The organism is Crossiella sp. CA198 (genome assembly GCF_052078295.1).
GTDB lineage: Bacteria > Actinomycetota > Actinomycetes > Mycobacteriales > Pseudonocardiaceae > Crossiella.
Window position 1 is genome coordinate 233082 of the sequence record NZ_JBQJIM010000011.1, and the last position, 19268, is coordinate 252349.

Here is a 19268-nt window from a genome sequence, read left to right on the forward strand (position 1 = left end):
GCGTTACCGCGCCGCCCGCGCCGCGGTGGCCGCACCCGCCACCGGCACCAGGTTCCTGGCCGGATCCGCCACACAGGCCGCGGCCCGGTCGGTGGTGGCCAGGAAGGCGCTCAGGCAGCGGGCGAACTGCTCGTGCCCGGCCGCGTTGGGATGGAAGGATTCCTGGATGGCGTGCGCGGACCGCTGTTCGTCGCCGAGGTCCTTCCAGCGCACGGTCAACCGGGTGAACCACTCCCCGGCGCCATTCCCACTCGTCGAACAGGCCTCCCGGCCCGCGCCGGCCCGGGACAGGTCCAGGAACCGCGCGTCCACGGTGGCCGCCGCCGCCCGCAACCCGGCGGCCAGTTCGCCAACGGCCTTGTCCTGCACCCATTCCAGGTCCCCGCTCTGGAACGGGCAGCCGCCCAGGTTGCGCAGGCTGTGCACCACGGCCCGCCCCACCGGAGCCGCGTAGGACTGCACCACCAGTTGGTAACTCGCGTCCGGATACCCGTTCTCCCGCATGCCATCGCGGATCATCCGCAACGCCGCGGCCACCTTGGGCACCATCTTGTCCACCCGCTCGCCCCAGCTCGTGGTCAGCGGTCCGGAACAGCCCTTGGCGCTGGATTTGAACCAGGCCTCCGCGCATTCCTTGACCACCGAGCTGAACCCGGGCTCGTCGTTCGCGCCGATCTGCACCACGATCGCGGCGATCCGGAACTGCCGGGCGATCTCCAGCAGCTTGGGCACCTGCGGGCCCTCGTCGTGCTGCGGCTTGTCCACCAGGTTCGCCGCCCGCGCCCCGGAACAGGCCAGGTTGAAGGTCCTGGCGATATCCGGCACCGACAGTTTGTTGATCATCGCCTTGGTGGACCGGTGACACCAGTTGCCCGCGCCGGTGTCGCCGTCGGTGCCCGGCTCGTAGTCGCCTGCGCCTTCCCCGGACAGCGTGCTGTCGCCCAGGGCCACGATGGCCTTGGGCGCGTCCTCCGGTGGCGCAGGCAGCCGGGGGGCGGGGCCGTCACTGATCAGCAACAGCAGCCCTACCAGGGGGATCACCAGCACGAGGACGAGGAGTGGGGAACGCAAACGACGCATCAGGACCAGTCTAAGGATTCCGGCGTCCCGGCGGTCGGGAACCGTCAACCGAATCTTCCGGTCCGTCGCTACGAGCCGGACTGGCCTGCCGGTTCACCGAATGTCACGAATACGTCCATTTGTGTGGCATCGGTGAACGGCCCCGGCCCGGGATTCGTAGACACCGGCGACGGCACAAGGGGATTCAATGGATTTCACCGTTGGACGCAGCGCTGGGTTTCGACGGGGCAGGACCGCCGCCGCGGGCGGGCTCGCCACCGACCTCAGCGCCGATGCCGGGCTGCGGGCGGCCTACGCCGCGCACGGCCCCGAGTTGTACCGCTTCGCCTTGCGTCAGCTCCGGGACGAGGGGACGGCGCAGGAGGCGGTGCAGGAGGTGTTCCTGCGGGCCTGGCGGTCCGCGGACCGGTTCGATCCGGAGGTGGCCGGCCTGCGGGTGTGGCTGTTCGCCATCGCCCGCACGGTGGTCATGGACCAGACCCGACGGCTGGCGGGCCGGCGGGTGGGTCAGCCCACCGGACCCGGCCTGCCCACGCTGCTCGCCGAGCCGGGCCTGGCCGAGTCGATGCTGGACCGCTGGCTGGTCGAGGAGGCGCTGCGCCGCCTGTCCGCCCCGCATCGCGCGGTGCTGATCGAGGCCTACCTGCGCGGACGGCCCTGCCACGAGCTGGCGGCCGAGGTCGGCGTGCCCGCCGGCGTGCTGCGCAGCCGGATCTTCTACGCCCTGAAGGCACTGCACCTGGCCATGGAGGAGATGGGCGTGGAACCGTGAACGGTGAGTCGCACCAGGTGCTGCGCGCGCAGCTCGGCGCCTACGTCCTAGGTAGACTGGACGAACCCGAATGCGTTGCCCTGCAAGCACATCTGGACTTCTGCGCGGACTGCCGCGCCGAGGTGGCCGAACTGATCCCGGTGGCCGAGGCACTGGCCGAGGTCGACCCGGACCGGGTCACCGACGAACCCGCGGTCCCGCCGGGCCTCGGCGAGGCGGTGCTGGGCCGCATCCGCGCCGAACGCCGCACGGTCAAACGCCGCTCGGCCCGCCTCGGCATCGGCGTCACCCTGGCCGTGCTGGCCGGCACCGCCATCGGCTACGGCGCCGCCGACCTGCTCCGCGCCACCCGGGCCCCGATCCCGCTGGAATCGGTGGCGGTGCGACAACTCGCCACCCGGGTCGCGGCCAGCGCGAACCTGGTGCCGCACACCTGGGGCACCGAGATCAAGCTGACCGCCCGCGGATTCGAGCAGGGTGCGGGCTACCGGGTGGTGGTGACCGACCGGCGCGGCGCCGACCACGCGGCCGGGGAGTTCGTCGGCAACGGCCCCGGCGAGATCCGCTGCAACCTCAACAGCGCCGTGCTGCGCACCGAGGCCACCGGTTTCCGGGTGCTGGACGCGACCGGCGCCACCGTGCTGGCGGCCGATTTCTAGGCGGGCCCGGATTTCTGGCCGGGCCCGGATTTCTGGTCAGACTCGGATTTCTGGTCGGACTCGGAGGTCCGGGCGGGCTCAGGTGGCGTCGGCGACCCGCGGCGGCAGTCCGGCCGCGGTGTAGATCGCGTCGATCACGGCCATGGTGGCCACCGAGTCGGCTGGCGGGGTCAGCACCGGGCCGCCGTCGCGCACGGCCGTGGTGAACGCCTCCAGCTGGTAGGAGTAGCTGCCGCGCTTGTCGAAGCGCTCCACCCGGCGGTGGCCGCCGGCGCGCACGGTCAGCCGGTGCACCGCCTGCGGCAGGATCGGGTTGAGGATGCGCAGCTCACCGCGGTCGCCGCGGACCGAGGCCGAGATCCGCAACAACGACCTCGACCACAGCGAGCAGTGCACCCGCCCGGTGTGCCCGGCCGGGAACCGCAGGTCGGCCCGCATGGCCCGGTCCACGTCCTCGCCCCGCATCCTGGGCTGGGCCGCGACCACCTCGGGTTCGCCCTCGGCCGCGGCCAGGCCCAGGGTGCGGGCCATGTGCACGGCGTAGCAGCCCGCGTCCATCAGCGCGCCGCCCGCCAGGTCGAAGCGGTAGCGGATGTCGGAGAACCTGGGCAGCGGGAAACACAACGCGGTCTCGATGTGGCTGACCACGCCCAGCTCACCACTGGCGACGATCTCCACCGCCCGCCGGAACAGCGGGTGGTAGCGGTAGTGGAAGGCCTCCATGACCACCAGCCCACTGCCGAGCGCGGCCCCGGCGACCAGGCGCGCCTCGGCCGCGTTGGCCGTGAACGGCTTCTCGCACAACACGTGCTTGCCCGCCGTGAGCGCGGCCATGGTCCACCGCCCGTGCAAGCTGTTGGGCAGCGGGATGTACACCGCGTCCAACCCCGGATCCTCGATGAGGTCCTGGTAACCGGTGTGCACCCGCTCGATCCCGTGCCTGCGCGCGAACTTCCGCGCCCGCTGCTCATCCCGCGCCGCGACGGCGACCACCTCCGCCGCCGGCAGGTCACGGGCGGGCGTGATCAGGGCGGACGGGGCGATGCGGGCCGCGCCGAGCACGCCGAACCGCAGTGGTGGTTTCTCGGGCACGCCCCACTTGTACCCCAGTCGGGGGAGTCTGTGAACGCGCCCGGCCCACCCGGACAACACCGAGCGCGACATCGTGACCGAGAGCAGGCACCCACGCCCCCACGACCACGCACCGTACCCACCCGGCTCGTCCTGACTCAGGCCGCCGCCCGCCCACGCCGGCCCCACCTGGCGGCACCCCCCATCCGGTCAACCTGGTCACCAGCGCCCGCGCCGCCGTCCGACGACGCCGATCCGGCCAGGACCGGCCGCTGACGGAGACCGGATTGTCCACTGTGGACGGTCTGGAGACCGGTGTCGCTGACTTCTGGCGGTCCTGGGCGGGGTCAGCGGCCCGGGGTGCTGCGGTGCCGAGGTGTGGCTGAATGCCCGCGGCGGGTTGTTGGTGGCGGACACCTTGATGGCCAGTCCGCGCGTGGCGGGCGGCGCCGCGCTGCTCGCCCAGCGGCGTCCGGACTGGACCGGCGAACAATGCGAAGCCGACCTGGTCAACTCGGCGAAACCGTTGCGCGCCAACGATTTCTTCGCCGCCTGCGTGGGCGCCCTTGGTCCGGCCCTGGCCAAGCTCGCCGTCACCACGACTACCGTGCCGCCGCGCGGCGAGACCCCGGTGACGCACCTGCACCCCGCGTGCCGCCCTCGGCGCCTGCCGGGGGTTCAGCCTTCGGCCGGGAGGCGGAGGGTGAACACCGTGGCCACGCCGGGGGTGCTGGTCGCGGACACGGTGCCGCCGTGCGCCTCGGCCAGCTGCCGGACGATGGCCAGGCCCAGCCCGCTGCCGCCGGTGCCCCGGTTGCGGGACTTCTCCGCCCGCCAGAAGCGGTCGAAGACGAAGGGCAGGTCGTCAGCCTCGATGCCGGAGCCGGTGTCGGTCACCGTGAGCACCACCTCGGCGCCCTCGGTCTGGCCGGCCAGGGTGACCGTGCCGCCCACGGGGGTGTGCCGCACGGCGTTGGCGACCAGGTTGCCGACCAGCTGGCGCAGGCGCACCGGGTCGGCGTGCAGTTCGGGATCGCCGGTCACGGTGGTGCGCAAGGCGATGCCGGACTGCTCGGCGCGGGCACGGTGGGCCGCGGCCACCTGGTCGAGCAGGTCGGCGACCGCCACCGGCTCCGGGTGTAATCGGAACGCGCCCGCGTCGGCGGCGGCCAGGTCCTGGAGGTCGTCGATGATGTGTTGCAGCAACAGCACCTCCTCCAGCTGGGAGGACAGCCAGGCCTCATCGGGCTGGGCCACGCCGTCCTGGGCGGCCTCCAGACCGCTGCGGATGGTGGTGAGCGGGGTGCGCAGCTCGTGCGCGATATCGCTGACCATGGCCTTGCGTTGCTCCTCAACGCGTTGCCGCCGCTCGGACAGGTCGTTGAAGGCGGTGGCCAGCACCCCGATCTCGTCCCTGGTGGTCACCGGCACCCGCCGGTGGCCGTCCGCCGGCGCCGAGGCCGCCTCGGTGAGCAGCCGCAGCGGGCGGACCAGCCGCCCGCCGACCAGGGCGGTAACGCCGATGGTGAGCAGCAGCACCAGCAAACCCAGGCCCAGCAGGCGCCTGGTGTCCACCCGCACCGGATCGGGCAGTGCCCGCGGATCGGCCTGGCTGCCCACGAACAGCAGCGCGGCCGGCGCCACATGCGGCTGCAACTGCTCGCGGCGGGCATTGTCCACACAGGTCCGGATCACCTCCGGATCACCCTTGGCGCCGTAGAGGACCAGGTTCTCGTCCAGCCGGACCCGGGGCTGGCCCTGCCGCTCCAGGCAGGGCTTGGCCAGGCGGGTCAGCTCATCCACGGCCCGCTGCTCGGTGCCGCTGACCCAGTCCGACAGGCAGGCGCCCGGTTTCACCATGGGCTGCACCGGGTTGGCCGTCCTGGGCTCGGCCCGGCCGTTGGGCCGCCGCACGATCTCGGCAGGCACGCCGAGCCCCTGCAGGCAGTCGCGCTGCTTGTCCGCGAGCTGCTGGGAGGTCTCCCGCTCCTCCTCGGTGAGCCGGTACGGCCCGAGCGCACGCGAGTCGATCGGACCGTCGGCCGCGCGCGGGGACAGCGCGGGATCCAGGTGCAGCGGGTCCACCACCGCCGCGGTGCGGGCGGGCAGCGGGGTGCCGGGCGCGGCGGAATCGGCCAGGATCAGCCGTTCCTGGTCGGTGATCGCGATCCGCCTGCCGGTGCGCCCGGCCAGCTCGTGGATCAGCGGCCCGGCGCCGGTCCAGTCCGGGTGGGTGGCGGCGTAGCCGACCAGACCGTCATAGATGCTGGCGTCATCGGCCAGCACCTGGCCCTGTTCCTGCCGGATCGCCTCGCTGGTGGTGGTCGCGGTCAGCCAGATGGTCAGCCCGACCGCGACCACCGCGATCAGCACCGAACTGGCCAGCAGCTTGACCAGCAGGCTCCGGTACGGGCGGACCCGGCCGCTACGGCGCATCGCGACCGCCGTCGGTGAGCTTGTAGCCGACCCGGTAGACCGTCAGCAGGTGCGCGGGACGGCGCGGGTCGGCCTCGATCTTCTTGCGCAGGTTCATCACGTGCACATCGATGATCCGCTCGGTGATGAACTTGTCGTAGCCCTTGGTGCGCTCCAGCAGCTGTTGCCGGGTGAACACCCGGCCCGGCTGTTCGGCGAGCACGGTGAGCAGCGCGAACTCCCCGGCCGTGCACTCCACCGGGCGACCGTCCACAAACGCCTCGTGCCTGCGCGGGTCCACGGTGACCGCGCCGGCCCGCAGCACGTGGTCCTCGGCGGTGGATCTGGTGCGGCGCAACAGGGTCCGGATCCGGGCCATCAGCTCGCGCGGGCTGTACGGCTTGGTGAGGTAGTCGTCGGCGCCCAGGTCCAGGCCGAGCAGCAGATCGTCCTCGGTGGAGCGGGCGGTGAGCATCAGCACCGGCACCTGGGAGTCCCGGCGCAGCAACCGGCACACGTCCAGACCGTCCAGCAGCGGCATCATCACGTCCAGCACCACCAGGTCCGGGCCGCGGGTGCGGGCGACCTCCAGCGCGCTGGCGCCGTCGTGCACCACGGTCACCGCGTGGCCCTCCTGTTCGAGGTAGCGGCGCAGGATGTCCGCCTGCTTGACATCGTCCTCGGCCACCAGCACAAACGCGCACACACCCTCGACCATAGGCGGCGCGGGCCGGGCGCCAGGAACTCCCCGGGTGGGCCTGACAGCTTCTTCACAACTCACCCGAACACCCCTGGTGATCGCCCGCGGTCTTCGGCAGCCTGGATCTCATGGGGACTGCGGAGCACGACGTCATCGTGATCGGCGCTGGGTTCGCCGGGATGTACGCACTGCACCGGCTGCGGGGGGCAGGCTTCCGGGTGCGCGTGATCGAGGCGGCGCGGGATGTCGGCGGCACCTGGTACTGGAACCGCTACCCGGGCGCGCGCTGCGACATCACCAGCGTCTACTACTCCTACTCCTTCGACGAGGACCTGCAGCGCGAGTGGACCTGGTCGGAGCGCTTCGCCACCCAGGCGGAGATCCTGGCCTACGCCCGGCACGTGGCCGACCGCTTCGACCTGCGCCGCGACATCACCTTCGGCGTGCGGGTCACCGGCGCCGCCCGCGAGGGCGAGGACTGGGTGGTGCGCACCGACACCGGCGAGCGGCTGCGGGCCCGGCACCTGGTGGCCGCGGTCGGCAGCCTGTCCGCCGCCCGGGTGCCCGAACTGCCCGGCCTGGACAGCTTCACCGGCCGGGTGCTGCATACCGGTGACTGGCCAGCCGGGCCGGTGGACCTGGCCGGGCAGCGGGTCGGCGTGATCGGCACCGGTTCCTCCGGCATCCAGGCCATCCCGGAACTGGCCAGGACCGCCGCGCACCTGACCGTGTTCCAGCGCACCGCGAACTACTCGGTGCCCGCCCAGCACCGGCGGTTCACCGAGGCGGAGTGGCGGCAGATCCAGGAGGGTTACGGCGCGCTGCGGGCCCAGGCGCTGACCACCCACGCCGGGATACCGATCGAGACCCGGCCCGCCGCGCTGGCGGACTCCGCGGCCGAGCGCACCGCGCTGTACGAGCAGCGCTGGCGGGAGGGCGGGCTCGGGTTCTTCTTCAGCTACCAGGACCTGATCCTGGACGAGACCGCGAACGCCACCGCGGCCGAGTTCCTGCACGCCAAGATCGCCGGGCTGGTGGACGACCCGGCCACCGCCAAGGCGCTCACCCCCGACTCGCACCCGGTGGGCACCAAACGGCCCTGCGTGGACGATGGCTACTTCCAGACCTTCAACCGGGACAACGTCACCCTGGTCGACCTGCGCGAACATCCCCTGGCACGGGTGCTGCCGCACGCGGTGCAGGCCGGCGGGCAGGAACACGACCTGGACGTGCTGGTGCTGGCCACCGGCTACGACGCGCTGACCGGCGCGCTGCTGCGGCTGGACATCCGCGGCGAGCACGGCCTGCCGCTGGCCGAGCACTGGGCGGCCGGGCCCAGCACCTACCTGGGCGTGACGGTCACCGGGTTCCCCAACCTCTACGTGCTCGCCGGCGCGGGCAGTCCCTCGGTGCTGGCCAACGTCATCCTGGCCGCCGAACAGCACGTGGACTGGGTCACCGGCCTGCTCACCCACCTGCGCGAACACGGCCTGCGCCGGGCCGAGGCGGAGCCCGCGGCCGAGCGGGAATGGAACGAGCAGGTCGCCATCGCGGCCGGGGCCACCCTGTACCCGCTGGCCGACTCCTGGTACCTGGGCGCGAACGTGCCCGGCAAACCGCGGGTGTTCATGCCGTACGCGGGCGGGTTCCACCATTACCGGGCGCTGTGCGAGCAGATCGCCGCCGACGGCTACCGGGGCCTGCGCCTGTCCTGAGAAACCCGGCGAAGTTCTCCCGCCGGTGTGTCGAATCACCGCCGTCCCGTTCGACGCGGGGGTGCGAACAGACACCGGGAGGAACCCATGCGCAAGATCATCACCGCGGTCACCGCGGCCGCCCTGCTCGTCGCGGGCGCGGCCCAGCCGGTCGGCGCCGAACCGGCCGCCGGGCCAGGTCGCGGGCACTACGTCGAGGTCAACGGACTGCGGTCGTACTACGAGGTGCACGGGCACGGCCGGGGTGTGCCGCTGGTGCTGGTGCACGGCGCGTTCTCGGCCACCGGCACCTCCTTCGCCGAGCTGCTGCCCCGGCTGGCCCGCGGCCGCAAGGTCATCTCGGTCGAACTCCAGGGCCACGGCCACACCGCCGACATCGACCGCCCGCTGACCCTGCCGGGCATGGCCGATGACGCCGCCGCGCTGCTGCGTGCCATCGGTGTGCCCCAGGCCGACGTCTTCGGCTACAGCATGGGCGCCGGCGTCGCGCTGTCGCTGGCCCTGCGCCATCCCGGCCAGGTGCGCGCACTGGTGCTCGCCTCGGTCGCCTACACCCTGGACGGCATGCACCCGGGCATGGTCGAGTCGATGGAGAACCTCAAGCCCGAGCACCTGATGCAGTCGCCGTACTACGCCGAGTACGTGCGTATCGCGCCACGCCCGCAGGACTTCCCGCGCCTGGTGGAGAAGGTCAAGAACTACCTGCGCGCCTTCCCTCGGATCACCGCGGAGCAGTTGCGCGCGGTGACCGCGCCGGTGCTGTTGATCGCCGGGGACTCCGACATCATCCGGCTCGCGCACACGGTGGAGCTGTTCGGTCACTTCGGCGGCGGGGTGAACGGGGACGTGACAGGGCTGCCCAAGTCGAGGCTGGCGGTGTTGCCCGCCACCAAGCACACCACGGTGACCAGCCAGCCGGCGCTGCTGTTCCCGTTGATCCCGGACTTCCTCGGCGCGGCCTGAGCCGGGCCGGTCGCCTGGGCGCCGGTCGGTTGAGCGGAGTCGCTGGTCGGGGTAGGTCGTGGCGGTCATGGCAGCCACTCTCACCCGGTCTCGCGGCGAGTACCAGAGGACTCTGAGTCCCTGGGACGGGGAGTCCCAGGGACTCAGAGTCCCCGTTTACGCAGAGTCACCGCTATGCACGTTGTTACACGTTTTAGTCCGCGTGCAGGATATCGACGCCGAGTCCGGTCAGTCTGCGCACGGTCGGGTCGGTGGCCGGGGCGTCGGTGACGATCCCGGCCACCCTGGTCAGCGACAGCACCGAGAACGGCGAGGCCGCGCCGATCTTCTCCGAGCTGGCCAGCACATAGGTGTCCGCGGCCTGCCCGGCCAGGGTCCGCTTCATCGCGGCCTCGTCGGCGTCGCCGGTGGTCAGCCCGGCCTCCGGATGCACCCCGGTGACCCCCAGCAGGAACAGGTCCGCACGCACGCCCAGTGCCGCCTCGACCGCGGCCGCGCCGCAGGTGACCAGGGAGTGCTTGAACAGCCGCCCGCCCAGCAGGACCACCTCGACGTGTGGGTGGTCCACGAAGGCCACGGCCACGGTCGGGCTGTGCGTGACCACGGTGGCGGCCAGCTCCAGGGGCAGTCGCCGGGCCACCGCGAGCGCCGTGGTGCCGCCGTCCAGGAGCACCGTGCTGTGCGGCCGGATCAGCGCCGCGGCCAGCGCTGCCACCCGCTGTTTGCCGGAGACCTGCACGTTCTCCCTGGTGGCGTAGTCGCCGACGGCCGGGCTGACCGGCAGCGCGCCGCCGTAGACCCGCTGGCACAACCCGTCCGCGGCCAGCTCGCGCAGGTCCCGGCGGATGGTGTCCTCGGAGGTGCCCAGCTCGGCCGCGAGGTCCTTGGCCACGATCCGGCCGGTGCTCCGCAACCGCTCCAGCAGCAGCTCACGACGTTGCGCGCTCAGCATGCACACTTCTCCTTGTTTTTGCCGACTTGTGCACGTTACCGTGATTGCCATGAGTACACCACTGCTGATCCTGATCGCCGGTCCCTATCGTTCCGGCACCGGCGACGACCCGGCCAAGCTGGCCGCCAACCTGCGCGACCTGGAGCAGGCGGCCTGGCCGATCTTCCGCAGCGGGCACCTGCCGATGATCGGCGAATGGGTCGCGCTGCCGGTGCTGCGCGGCGCGGGCGGCACCAGCCCGGCCGACCCGGTGGCCGAGGAGATCATGTACCCCACCGCCGACCGCCTGCTGCACCACTGCGACGCGGTGCTGCGGCTACCCGGCGAATCCAAGGGCGCCGACCAGGACGTGGCCATCGCGCAGCAGCGTGGCCTGCCCGTCTATCACCGGATCGAGGACATCCCCGGCTACCGCGCCACCGGCTGAGGCAGCAGCGCCCCGGCCAGTGCGCGCCACTGCGGCATCGCCGACTCGCCGGGTCGCACGCCGATGACCTGCACGCCGACATGATCAGCTCCGGCGTCGAGGTGGTGGTGCAGCTTGCCGGCGATGGTGTCCAGATCGCCCCAGATCACCAGATCGTCGACGAGGCGGTCGCTGCCCCGGCCGCCGTCCAGGTCCGCCTCGGTGTAGCCAAGGCGGAGGAACTTGGCCACGTTGTACTTGCTGGTCAGGTACACGTGCAGGTGCTCGCGGGCGATCTCCCTGGCGCGGGCCGGATCGCGCTCGAACAGCACCGCCTGCTCGACGCCGAGGAACGGCGCCGCGCCCAGCACCTCCCGCGCCTGCGCGGTGTGCCGCACCGGCACGTGATAGGTGTGCGCGCCGGCGGACCGGTCGCGGGCCAGTGCCAGCATCTTCGGTCCGTAGGCGGCCAGGATCCGGCGCGCCGGGGCCTGGGGGAGTGGGTTCGCGCTGGTCACGGCGTCCATTTCGGCGAGGTAGTCGCGCATGGCCTGCAGTGGCTGCTGACCTGGGCGTTCGCCGCCGAAGCCGAGGCCGAGCAGGTGGCGGTCCGGGTAGGCGTCGGCCAGCAGCAGGGCCGCGCCGCGGGTCCAGCGGGGTTCGCGGGAGAAGATCCGCGCGATGCCGTTGACCACGGTGATCCGCTCGGTGACCGAGAGCAGGTAACCGGCGTGCGTGAGCGCTTCCCGGCCGTCCCGTTCCGGGATCCAGAACGCGGGCCAGCCCAGGGCTTCCAGCTCCTGGATCGCATCCCGCATCCGGCCGGCCGGCTGGTCCTCGAAGTCGAACGTCCAGACGCCGAAGCGGCCCAGGTCCATGCCCTCGATGTTGCCCACGGTTCGTCTCCTGCCTGGCGGCCGGGGCCGCCTTCTCTGATCGACGAATCGAAGTATCGCAGATTCTCGATATGACGGTCGGCGGATCCGGCGAACACGGTGCGGATCGGGGCTAGAGGGTGTGGCCGAGCACGTCGATGAGCTGGGAAATCCGCTGCTCATCGCGCTGGTAGTGGGTCCACTTCCCGACCCGGGTCGAGCGCACCAGCCCCGCGCGTTCCAGCGAGGCCAGGTACGCCGACACCGTTGACTGGGCGAGCCCGATCTTGGCCTGGATGTGGCTCACGCACACCCCGACCTCGTTGATCTCCGGAAAGTGCCGTTCCGGTTCGCGCAGCCACTGCAGCAACTGCAGCCGCACTGGGTTGGCCAGCGCCTTGAACACCTCGACCAGCTGTGCCGAGTCGGTCATCTCAGGCCTCGCCGTCCGGTTCCCAGCTCAACAGCCGGACCCGGCTGACCGTGCGCACGTGCCGCCGCATCGCCGCGTTCGCCGCCGCCCCGTCCTGGGCCCGGATGGCCGCCGCGATCCGCCAGTGCTGCTCCAGGGACTTCTCCGGTCTGCCCTGCTGGCGCAGTGATTCCGTCCGGCTTTCCGCTATCTGGTCGGCGATCATGCGCATGAACTCGGCCAGCAGCGAACTCCGGGCCGCCGCGGTGATCGCCGCGTGGAACCGCCGGTCGCCCGCCAGGCCGTACTCGCCCGCGTCGATCTCCTGCCTCATCAGCGCCAGGGCCGATTCGATCTCGGCCAGGTCGTCCTCGGTACGGCGTTCGGCGGCCAGTTCGGCGAGCTTGGTCTCCAGCGCCTCGCGGGCGTCTAGGACATCCGGCAGCCTGCGGCGGCGGTCGACCAGCGCGGCCACCGGTTCGGCCTCCAGGGTGTCGTGCAGTAGATAGCTGCCGCCGCCGTGCCGGACGTCGACCAGGCCCTGCACCTCGAGCACCACGATCGCCTGTTTCACCGAAGCGCGGCTGACGCCGAGCCGTTCGGCCAGTTCCCGTTCGGGCGGAAGTCGATCCCCCGCGCGCAGGCCCGCGCTGCCCACATAGTCGCGCAGACTGGCCACCACCTGCTCATACAGGCGTGGGCGGTTGATCGGACGCAGGGTGTCGGACACCGGCACTTCCCCCTCGGCGGACAGTGCCCGCAACGGTAGCAGTTGACCGTGCGAGTGGCCTGATGGTTCAGTGGCTGAGCCAATCTAGCGCCCCGGGAGCCACCTTGTCCGCAGAGATCATCTCGATTCTCGCGCTGGCCGCCATCTTCGTGGTGGCCTCGGTGTGGTCGGTCAACATGGGGGTGCTGGCCTTCGCGGCCGCCTTCCTGGTCGGCACCTTCGCCGGCGGCCTGTCCACCGAGGAGATCATGGCCGGGTTCCCCGGCGGGATCTTCGTGGTGCTGGTCGGGGTCACCTATCTGTTCGCCATCGCCCGCGCCAACGGCACCACGGACTGGCTGGTCGCGGCCGCGGTCCGGCTGGCACGGGGCAGGCTCGCGGTCATCCCGTGGGTGATGTTCCTGGTCGCCGCGCTGCTCACCGCGATCGGCGCGGTCAGCCCCGCCGCGGTGGCCATCGTCGCGCCCATCGCCCTCGGCTTCGCTGCCAAGTACAAGATCAACCCGCTGCTGATCGGCATCATGGTCGTGCACGGCGCGCAGGCCGGCGGGTTCTCCCCGATCAGCGTCTACGGCGCCATCGTCAACGGCCTGGTGGACAAGAACGGCCTGCCCGGCAGCCCGGTCGCGGTGTTCCTGGCCAGCCTGGTCGCCAACCTGATCATCGCGGTGATCGCCTTCTTCGTGCTCGGCGGACTCAAGCTCGCCCGCGGCACCGGCGCGCTCGACGGCGAGCAGGAGCCGATCCGGCTCAACCGGGACCGGGTGCTCACCCTGGCAGGGCTGGTCGTGCTGGTCGCGCTCACCCTCGCCTTCAACCTCGACGTTGGCCTGGTCGCCATCACCATCGCGGTGCTGCTCGGTCTGCTCTCCCCGCGGATCCACCAGAGCGCGATCGGTCAGATCACCTGGCCCACCGTGCTGCTCATCTGCGGGGTGCTCACCTACGTCGGCGTGCTGCAGAAGATCGGCGCCATCACCTACATCGCCGGCGCGGTCAAGGACGTCGGCGCGCCACTGCTGGCCGCGCTGCTGCTCTGCTACATCGGCGCCGTGGTCTCCGCCTTCGCCTCCTCCGTCGGCCTGCTCGGCGCCACCATCCCCCTGGCCGTGCCGTTCCTGGCCGAGGGCACGGTGGGCCCGGTCGGCATGATCGCCGCGCTCGCCGTCTCGGCCACCGTGGTCGACGTCAGCCCGTTCTCCACCAACGGCGCGATCGTGCTGGCCAACTCGGCCGAGGAGGAGCGCGAACGCCTGTTCCGCCGGCTGATGGCCTATGGCGGCATCATCGTGGTGGCGGCCCCGCCGCTGCTGTGGCTCACCCTGGTCGTGCCCACTCTGCACTGAACCACCGACGAAAGAGGCGCCCGTGTCCACACCGCTGTTCCCCGCCCTGGTCGAGCCCACCGACCGGGAGGCGGTGCGGTTCGGCGACCTCGCGCTGAGCTACGTGCAGCTGGCCGCCGCGGCGGGCGCGCTGGCCAGGACCGCGGCCCCGGCCACCAGGGTCGCGGTGTGGGCGACCAACTCGATGCACACCTGCCTGGCCGTCACCGGGGCCCTGCTCGCCGGGGTCCCGGTGATCCCGATCAACCCCAGATCGGGGGAGCGGGAACTCGGCCACATCCTCGGCGACAGCCGCCCTGACCTGGTCTTCGCCGCCGCAGAGGACATCCTGCCACCCGCATTGGCCGCGCTGCCCAGGGCCGAGGTCGACCCGGTCGCGCTGGCCGCCGAACCCCTGGGCGAACTCCCCGCCGAACCCGCCCCGGAAGCCCCCGCGCTGATCGTCTACACCTCCGGCACCACCGGCCCGCCCAAGGGCGTGGTGCTGCCGCGGCGCGCGCTGGCCAGCAACCTGGACGGGCTCGCCGACGCCTGGGCCTGGACCAGCGCGGACACCCTGGTGCACGGCCTGCCGCTGTTCCACGTGCACGGGCTGATCATCGGCATCCTCGGCCCGCTGCGGCTGGGCGGATCCGTGCGCCACCTGGGCCGGTACAGCACCGAGGCCGCCGCCCGCGAACTGGCCGGCGGGGCCACCATGATGTTCGGCGTGCCCACCATGTACCACCGGCTGGCCGCCGACGTGGAGGCCGACCCGGAGCTGGCCGCGGCCATCGCCAAGGCCCGGCTGCTGGTCTCCGGCTCGGCCGCGCTGCCGGTCAGCGACCACCAGCGGATCACCGCGGCCACCGGGATCCAGGTCGTCGAGCGTTACGGCATGACAGAAACACTGATGAACTGTGCCGTCCGGGCGGACGGCGAACGCAGGCCCGGTACCGTCGGGGCGGCGGTGAACGGGGTCGAGGTGCGCTTGGTGGACGAACAGGGCACGGTCGTGACGACCAGCGACGACGACACCGTCGGCGAGGTCGAGGTACGCGGCCCGAACCTGTTCCTGGAATACCTCAACCGGCCCGACGCCACCGCCGCGGCCTTCCGGGACGGCTGGTTCCGCACCGGTGACGTGGCCACTCGCGCCGCCGACGGCTACCTCCGGCTGGTCGGGCGCAAGGCCACCGACCTGATCAAGAGCGGCGGCTACAAGATCGGCGCCGGGGAGATCGAGAACGTGCTGCTGGAGCACCCGGACGTGGCCGAGGTGGCGATCACCGGCGAACCCGACCCCGATCTCGGCGAACGCATCGTCGCCTGGATCGTGCCGGTGCCCGGCCGCGATCCCCAGCCGGAAGAATTGGTGAACCTCGTGGCGACCCAGCTCGCTCCGCACAAGCGCCCGCGCCGCGTACAGTTCCTCGACCGGTTGCCGCGCAACGAGATGGGAAAGATCATGAAGAGGTCGCTTGCCGGTGACTGATGGGGGTGCGCGGACCGCCATCGCCGCGGTCACCAGCGAGTTCGCCGAGTTCTCCTTCGCCGACACCGGACCGGAGGCCGACTACGGCGACGGACCGCTCACCTGGAGCGGCTACACCGAGCAGCGGGCCCGCGCGCGCACCCGGTCCGGCGAGTCCGAGTCGGTGGTGTGCGGGCAGGGACAGATCGGCAACCAGCCGGTGGTGCTGGTCGCCTTCGACTTCCGCTACATCGGCGGCTCACTCGGTCAGCGCGCGGGCACCCGGATCTGCCGGGCCTTCGAGATCGCCCGCAGGCTGCGCTGGCCGGTGGTCTCGCTGATCTCCACCGGCGGCAGCCGGATGCAGGAGGGCATGCGCTCGCTGCTCCAGCTGCAGCGGATCGCCCGCCAGCTCCAGCTCACCCGGTGGGAGGGGCTGGCGCACATCGCGGTGCTGCGCGAGCCCACCACCGGCGGCGTGTGGGCCTCGCTGGGCGCGGGCGCGGACATCGTGCTGGCGCTGCGGGAGGCCACCGTCGCCTTCGGTGGTCACCGGGTCCAGCCGCCCGGCGGCGCGGACGGGCCGGAGTTCCGCAGCGAGGGCAAACTCGCCGCGGGCGCGGTCGACGCGGTGGTGGACCAGGCCACCCTGCCGCACACCCTGCGGCACGTGGTCGAACTGCTCGCCCCCACCGGCGCCGCCCCCGTGCAACCGGCCACCGTGCCGCGCGCGCTCGGCCGCCAGGACTGGCCCGCCGACGGCTGGTCCGCGGTCCAGCGCGCCCGCGCCGTGCAACGCCCCCGCGCCGAGGCCTACCTGGACGACTACTTCGACCTCGTCTTCGAGATCAGCGGCGACCGGGCAGGCGGGGCCGACCCCGGCATGCGCTGCGGCTTCGGCCGCCGCGACGGCGCCACCGTGGCCTACGTCGCCCAGACCGGCACCGCCAACACCCCGGCCGGTTTCCGCACCGCCGCCCGCCTGATCCGGCTGGCCGACCAGCTCCGTCTGCCGGTGCTCACCCTGGTCGACACCCCCGGCGCGGCCAACGACGCCGCGGCCGAACAGGCCGGCGTGGGCAGCGCGCTGGCTGAGCTGTTCGGCGCGGTGGCCGCGGTGGACGTGCCGATCACCACCCTGGTCATCGGCGAGGGCGGCTCCGGCGGCGCGCTCGCGCTGGCCTCGGCCGACCGGCTGTGGATCACCCCGGACGCCTACTTCTCGGTGATCGCGCCGGAACTGGGGGCCGCGATCCTCAAGCGGGGGCCCGCCGAGGTCGAGCACACCGCGAACCAGCTGCGACTGCGCCCGCAGGACCTCCTTGAGCTGGGGATCGTGCACGGCATCGCGGGCGAGGAACCCATCGACTGACCGGCGCGCGCCGATCGGCTGACTCACCCTGGCCGGTTGGCACTGTCCGCTGCCTGACCGGGCACGATGTACTACGCCAACTGGACCACAGAGGCGGAGAACACGTGACCTGGCTGGACCGGCTCCGCGCGGAGCCCCGACTGATCCGCGACGCCGTGCGGGCGGCCTCCCCGGCCCGGATCGTCGCCGAGGCGCTGCTGGTACTGGCCGTGCTCGGCCTGGCACTGCTACCGCTCGTCCTGCTGCCGCTGCCGATGTCCCATCCGATCCTCGGGGCGGTCCTGGCCGTCACCCTGACCCTGGCCCGGCTGCGCTGGCCTGCCGCCGCGCTGATCGGCACGGTCGGGCTGTACCTGGTGGGCTGGGTGGCCGCGCTGCCGGTCATCGCGGTGATCAGCTTCCACGCCGGGCGCTGGGCGCAGCCCCGGCGGCGACTGTGGGCCGCGCTGGCGGTGACCGTGCTGGCCGGGTTCCTGCTCGCCGGTCCCAGCCTCGACTTCGGCGCGGACGAGGTGGCCGGGTACCTGTCGATCACCGTCGGGCTGCTGGTGCTGCCCGTCTTCGCCGGCCTGCTGGTGGGACGGCGGCGGCCGCTGTCCAGGGTGCTGCACGACCGCAACGAGTACCTGGAACAGGTCCGGCTGCTCACCGCCGCGGAGGCGCGCACCGCCGAACGCGCGCACATCGCCGCGGAGATGCACGACCTGCTCGGGCACCGGCTCAGCCTGATCTCCATGCACGCCGGCGCGCTGGAACTGGCCACCGCCAAACAGGCCCCCGAACTCAGCGAGCACGCGCACCTGCTGCGCACCACCGCGGGCACCGCCATGGCCGAACTGCGCGATGTGCTGGGCATCCTGCGGGTCGGCCCGGCCGAGGAACTCGACCAGGACAGCGGCACCCAGGCCGATCTGGCCCGGCTGGTGACCGAATCCCGGCGGGTCGGGGTGGACGTCGAACTGGAGTGGCGCGGCCCGGATCTGGACCAGGTGGACGTGCGGGTGCGGCGCGCGGTGCACCGGGTGGTGCGCGAGGGACTGACCAACGTGCACAAGCACGCCCCGGCCGCGACCACCAGGGTGCGGGTGCTCGCCGAGGGCGAACGGGTCCTGGTGGTGGTGGAGAACGGTCCGGTGGCCGCGGACGGGGTGCCGGGCACCCGGCGTGGACTGGCCGGGCTGGAGGAACGGGTCGCGCTGGCCGGCGGCCGGTTCACCGGCGAGTCCACTGTGGACGGTGGGTTCCTGGTGCGGGCCGAGCTGCCTCGGCTGCCGCCCGCCGGGCCCGCGCCGGAACGGCCCGCACCGATCCAGCCACCGGGACCGCTGGCCGCCGAGGTGCTCACCGCGGGGCGGGTGCTCGGCTCCGGCTGCCTGGCGCTGTTCGGGGCGGTGCCGATCCTGCTGGTCGCGGTGGCGGTCGTGCTGCTGGGTTTGGTCACCGGCGGCAGCCCGATCAAGTCCGCCGACTACACCGGACTCGGCCTGGGCACCGGCCAGGACGCGGTGCGCGAGCGGTTCGGCGAGGGCAACGACCTCAGCCTGTTCGACCCGGTGGGCATTCCGGAGCAGAGCGAGTGCTTCCACTATCGTGCGGTGGACGATCCCGCGGTGCGCCAGTACAGACTGTGTTTCCGGGACGGGGTACTGGTCGCCAAGGAGGAGCTGCGCCGGTGAGCGAGCAGGAGATCCGGGTGCTGATCGCCGACGACGAACGGCTGATGCGGGCCGGGGTGCGGATGATCGTGGACAGCGCCGAGGACATCAGCGTGGTCGCCGAGGCGGACAGCGGTCCGTCGGCGGTGGAAGTCTGTGTGCGGCAACGCATCGACGTGGCGCTGCTGGACATCCGGATGCCCGGCGGCGACGGGCTGGCCGCCGCCGGGGAGATCGCCCGGCTGGCGCCGGACACCCGGGTAGTCATGCTCACCACCTTCGGCGAGCAACGCTATGTGGCGCAGGCGATGCGGGCCGGGGCGACCGGGTTCGTGCTCAAGGACACCGGGCCCACCGAGTTGATCCGCGCGGTGCGGCTGGCCGCGGCGGGGGAGTCGGTGCTGGGACCGCGGATCACCCGCGACCTGATCGAAACCCACCTGCTCGGCCCGAACCGGGCGCCGGATGCCGCGCCCAGGGTCGCCCGGCTCACCGACGCCGAACGCGAGGTGCTCAAACTGGTCGGCGAGGGCCTGTCCAACGCCGAGATCGCGCAGCGGCTGCACATCGGAGTGGGCACGGCCAAGGCGCACCTGAGCCGCATCCTGACCAAAATGGACTGTGCGAACCGGGTGCAGGCCGCGATCGTGGCGCACGAGGCCGGATTGCTCGGCCCCGACCGGTAATCCGGC

Annotated in this window: 18 protein-coding genes and 1 pseudogene; 11 read left to right on the forward strand and 8 right to left on the reverse strand. The window is 72.2% G+C overall.

Going from position 1 to position 19268, the window contains the following annotated elements; genetic code table 11:
• Nucleotides 1-3: 3 nt before the first annotated feature.
• Nucleotides 4-1080: a GDSL-type esterase/lipase family protein gene (locus tag ACTOWY_RS20275; protein ID WP_441311209.1), complete on the reverse strand. Its 1077-nt coding sequence runs from the start codon at nucleotides 1078-1080 to the stop codon at nucleotides 4-6.
• Nucleotides 1081-1267: 187 nt separating this feature from the next.
• Between ACTOWY_RS20275 and ACTOWY_RS20280 the strand changes: the two genes are divergently transcribed.
• Nucleotides 1268-1852, forward strand: a complete 585-nt coding sequence (locus ACTOWY_RS20280) for a sigma-70 family RNA polymerase sigma factor (protein ID WP_441311210.1) — start codon at nucleotides 1268-1270, stop codon at nucleotides 1850-1852.
• Nucleotides 1849-2511, forward strand: a complete 663-nt coding sequence (locus ACTOWY_RS20285; protein WP_441311211.1) for an anti-sigma factor family protein — start codon at nucleotides 1849-1851, stop codon at nucleotides 2509-2511. The genes ACTOWY_RS20280 and ACTOWY_RS20285 overlap by 4 nt, the downstream gene beginning before the upstream one ends.
• A gap of 78 nt (nucleotides 2512-2589) precedes the next feature.
• Here the strand turns inward: ACTOWY_RS20285 and ACTOWY_RS20290 are convergent, their stop codons facing one another.
• Nucleotides 2590-3603, reverse strand: coding sequence for a Gfo/Idh/MocA family protein (locus tag ACTOWY_RS20290; RefSeq protein WP_441311212.1), 1014 nt, complete (start codon nucleotides 3601-3603; stop codon nucleotides 2590-2592).
• Nucleotides 3604-4003: 400 nt separating this feature from the next.
• Here ACTOWY_RS20290 and ACTOWY_RS20295 point away from each other — a divergent pair.
• A pseudogene (locus tag ACTOWY_RS20295) lies at nucleotides 4004-4099 on the forward strand (S8 family serine peptidase); the annotation flags it as partial.
• Between the two features lie 161 nt (nucleotides 4100-4260).
• Here ACTOWY_RS20295 and ACTOWY_RS20300 read toward each other — a convergent pair.
• Entirely contained in the window at nucleotides 4261-6018 is a 1758-nt protein-coding gene (locus ACTOWY_RS20300; protein WP_441311213.1) for a sensor histidine kinase, read from the reverse strand.
• Complete coding sequence (locus ACTOWY_RS20305) at nucleotides 6008-6703, reverse strand: response regulator transcription factor (protein WP_247763547.1); 696 nt, start codon at nucleotides 6701-6703, stop codon at nucleotides 6008-6010. Before ACTOWY_RS20305 ends, ACTOWY_RS20300 begins: the two co-directional genes overlap by 11 nt.
• Before the next feature lie 122 nt (nucleotides 6704-6825).
• Here ACTOWY_RS20305 and ACTOWY_RS20310 point away from each other — a divergent pair, with 122 nt between their 5' ends.
• Both ACTOWY_RS20310 and ACTOWY_RS20315 read left to right on the forward strand, forming a co-directional pair.
• Nucleotides 6826-8412, forward strand: a complete 1587-nt coding sequence (locus tag ACTOWY_RS20310) for a flavin-containing monooxygenase (protein WP_441311214.1) — start codon at nucleotides 6826-6828, stop codon at nucleotides 8410-8412.
• An 87-nt stretch (nucleotides 8413-8499) separates the two neighbouring features.
• Nucleotides 8500-9375, forward strand: a complete 876-nt coding sequence (locus ACTOWY_RS20315; RefSeq protein WP_441311215.1) for an alpha/beta fold hydrolase — start codon at nucleotides 8500-8502, stop codon at nucleotides 9373-9375.
• Nucleotides 9376-9568: 193 nt separating this feature from the next.
• On the opposite strand, the gene ACTOWY_RS20320 is transcribed toward ACTOWY_RS20315, so the two are convergent.
• Nucleotides 9569-10327, reverse strand: a complete 759-nt coding sequence (locus tag ACTOWY_RS20320; RefSeq protein WP_441311216.1) for a DeoR/GlpR family DNA-binding transcription regulator — start codon at nucleotides 10325-10327, stop codon at nucleotides 9569-9571.
• Nucleotides 10328-10376: 49 nt separating this feature from the next.
• Between ACTOWY_RS20320 and ACTOWY_RS20325 the strand changes: the two genes are divergently transcribed.
• Complete coding sequence (locus ACTOWY_RS20325) at nucleotides 10377-10754, forward strand: DUF4406 domain-containing protein (protein WP_441311217.1); 378 nt, start codon at nucleotides 10377-10379, stop codon at nucleotides 10752-10754.
• On the opposite strand, the gene ACTOWY_RS20330 is transcribed toward ACTOWY_RS20325, so the two are convergent.
• From ACTOWY_RS20330 to ACTOWY_RS20340, 3 genes are all read right to left on the reverse strand, one after another.
• Nucleotides 10736-11611: a TIGR03620 family F420-dependent LLM class oxidoreductase gene (locus tag ACTOWY_RS20330; RefSeq protein ID WP_441311280.1), complete on the reverse strand. Its 876-nt coding sequence runs from the start codon at nucleotides 11609-11611 to the stop codon at nucleotides 10736-10738. The genes ACTOWY_RS20325 and ACTOWY_RS20330 overlap by 19 nt on opposite strands.
• Nucleotides 11612-11741: 130 nt before the next feature.
• Nucleotides 11742-12041 (reverse strand): ArsR/SmtB family transcription factor, encoded by a 300-nt coding sequence (locus ACTOWY_RS20335; RefSeq protein ID WP_185003763.1) that lies wholly within the window; start codon nucleotides 12039-12041, stop codon nucleotides 11742-11744.
• A gap of 1 nt (nucleotide 12042) precedes the next feature.
• Entirely contained in the window at nucleotides 12043-12750 is a 708-nt protein-coding gene (locus tag ACTOWY_RS20340; protein ID WP_441311218.1) for a FadR/GntR family transcriptional regulator, read from the reverse strand.
• A gap of 104 nt (nucleotides 12751-12854) precedes the next feature.
• Between ACTOWY_RS20340 and ACTOWY_RS20345 the strand changes: the two genes are divergently transcribed.
• The 5 genes from ACTOWY_RS20345 (at nucleotide 12855) to ACTOWY_RS20365 (ending at nucleotide 19262) form a co-directional block, all read left to right on the forward strand.
• Entirely contained in the window at nucleotides 12855-14096 is a 1242-nt protein-coding gene (locus ACTOWY_RS20345; RefSeq protein WP_441311219.1) for an SLC13 family permease, read from the forward strand.
• A 22-nt stretch (nucleotides 14097-14118) separates the two neighbouring features.
• On the forward strand, nucleotides 14119-15570 hold the full coding sequence (locus ACTOWY_RS20350; protein WP_441311220.1) for an acyl-CoA synthetase: 1452 nt from the start codon (nucleotides 14119-14121) through the stop codon (nucleotides 15568-15570).
• Complete coding sequence (locus ACTOWY_RS20355) at nucleotides 15563-16921, forward strand: carboxyl transferase domain-containing protein (protein WP_441311221.1); 1359 nt, start codon at nucleotides 15563-15565, stop codon at nucleotides 16919-16921. Before ACTOWY_RS20350 ends, ACTOWY_RS20355 begins: the two co-directional genes overlap by 8 nt.
• Nucleotides 16922-17025: 104 nt before the next feature.
• Nucleotides 17026-18597, forward strand: a complete 1572-nt coding sequence (locus tag ACTOWY_RS20360; RefSeq protein ID WP_441311222.1) for a sensor histidine kinase — start codon at nucleotides 17026-17028, stop codon at nucleotides 18595-18597.
• Nucleotides 18594-19262 carry a response regulator gene (locus ACTOWY_RS20365; RefSeq protein WP_441311223.1) on the forward strand — a complete coding sequence of 223 codons (669 nt, stop codon included), beginning with the start codon at nucleotides 18594-18596 and terminating at the stop codon, nucleotides 19260-19262. Before ACTOWY_RS20360 ends, ACTOWY_RS20365 begins: the two co-directional genes overlap by 4 nt.
• Nucleotides 19263-19268: the final 6 nt, after the last annotated feature.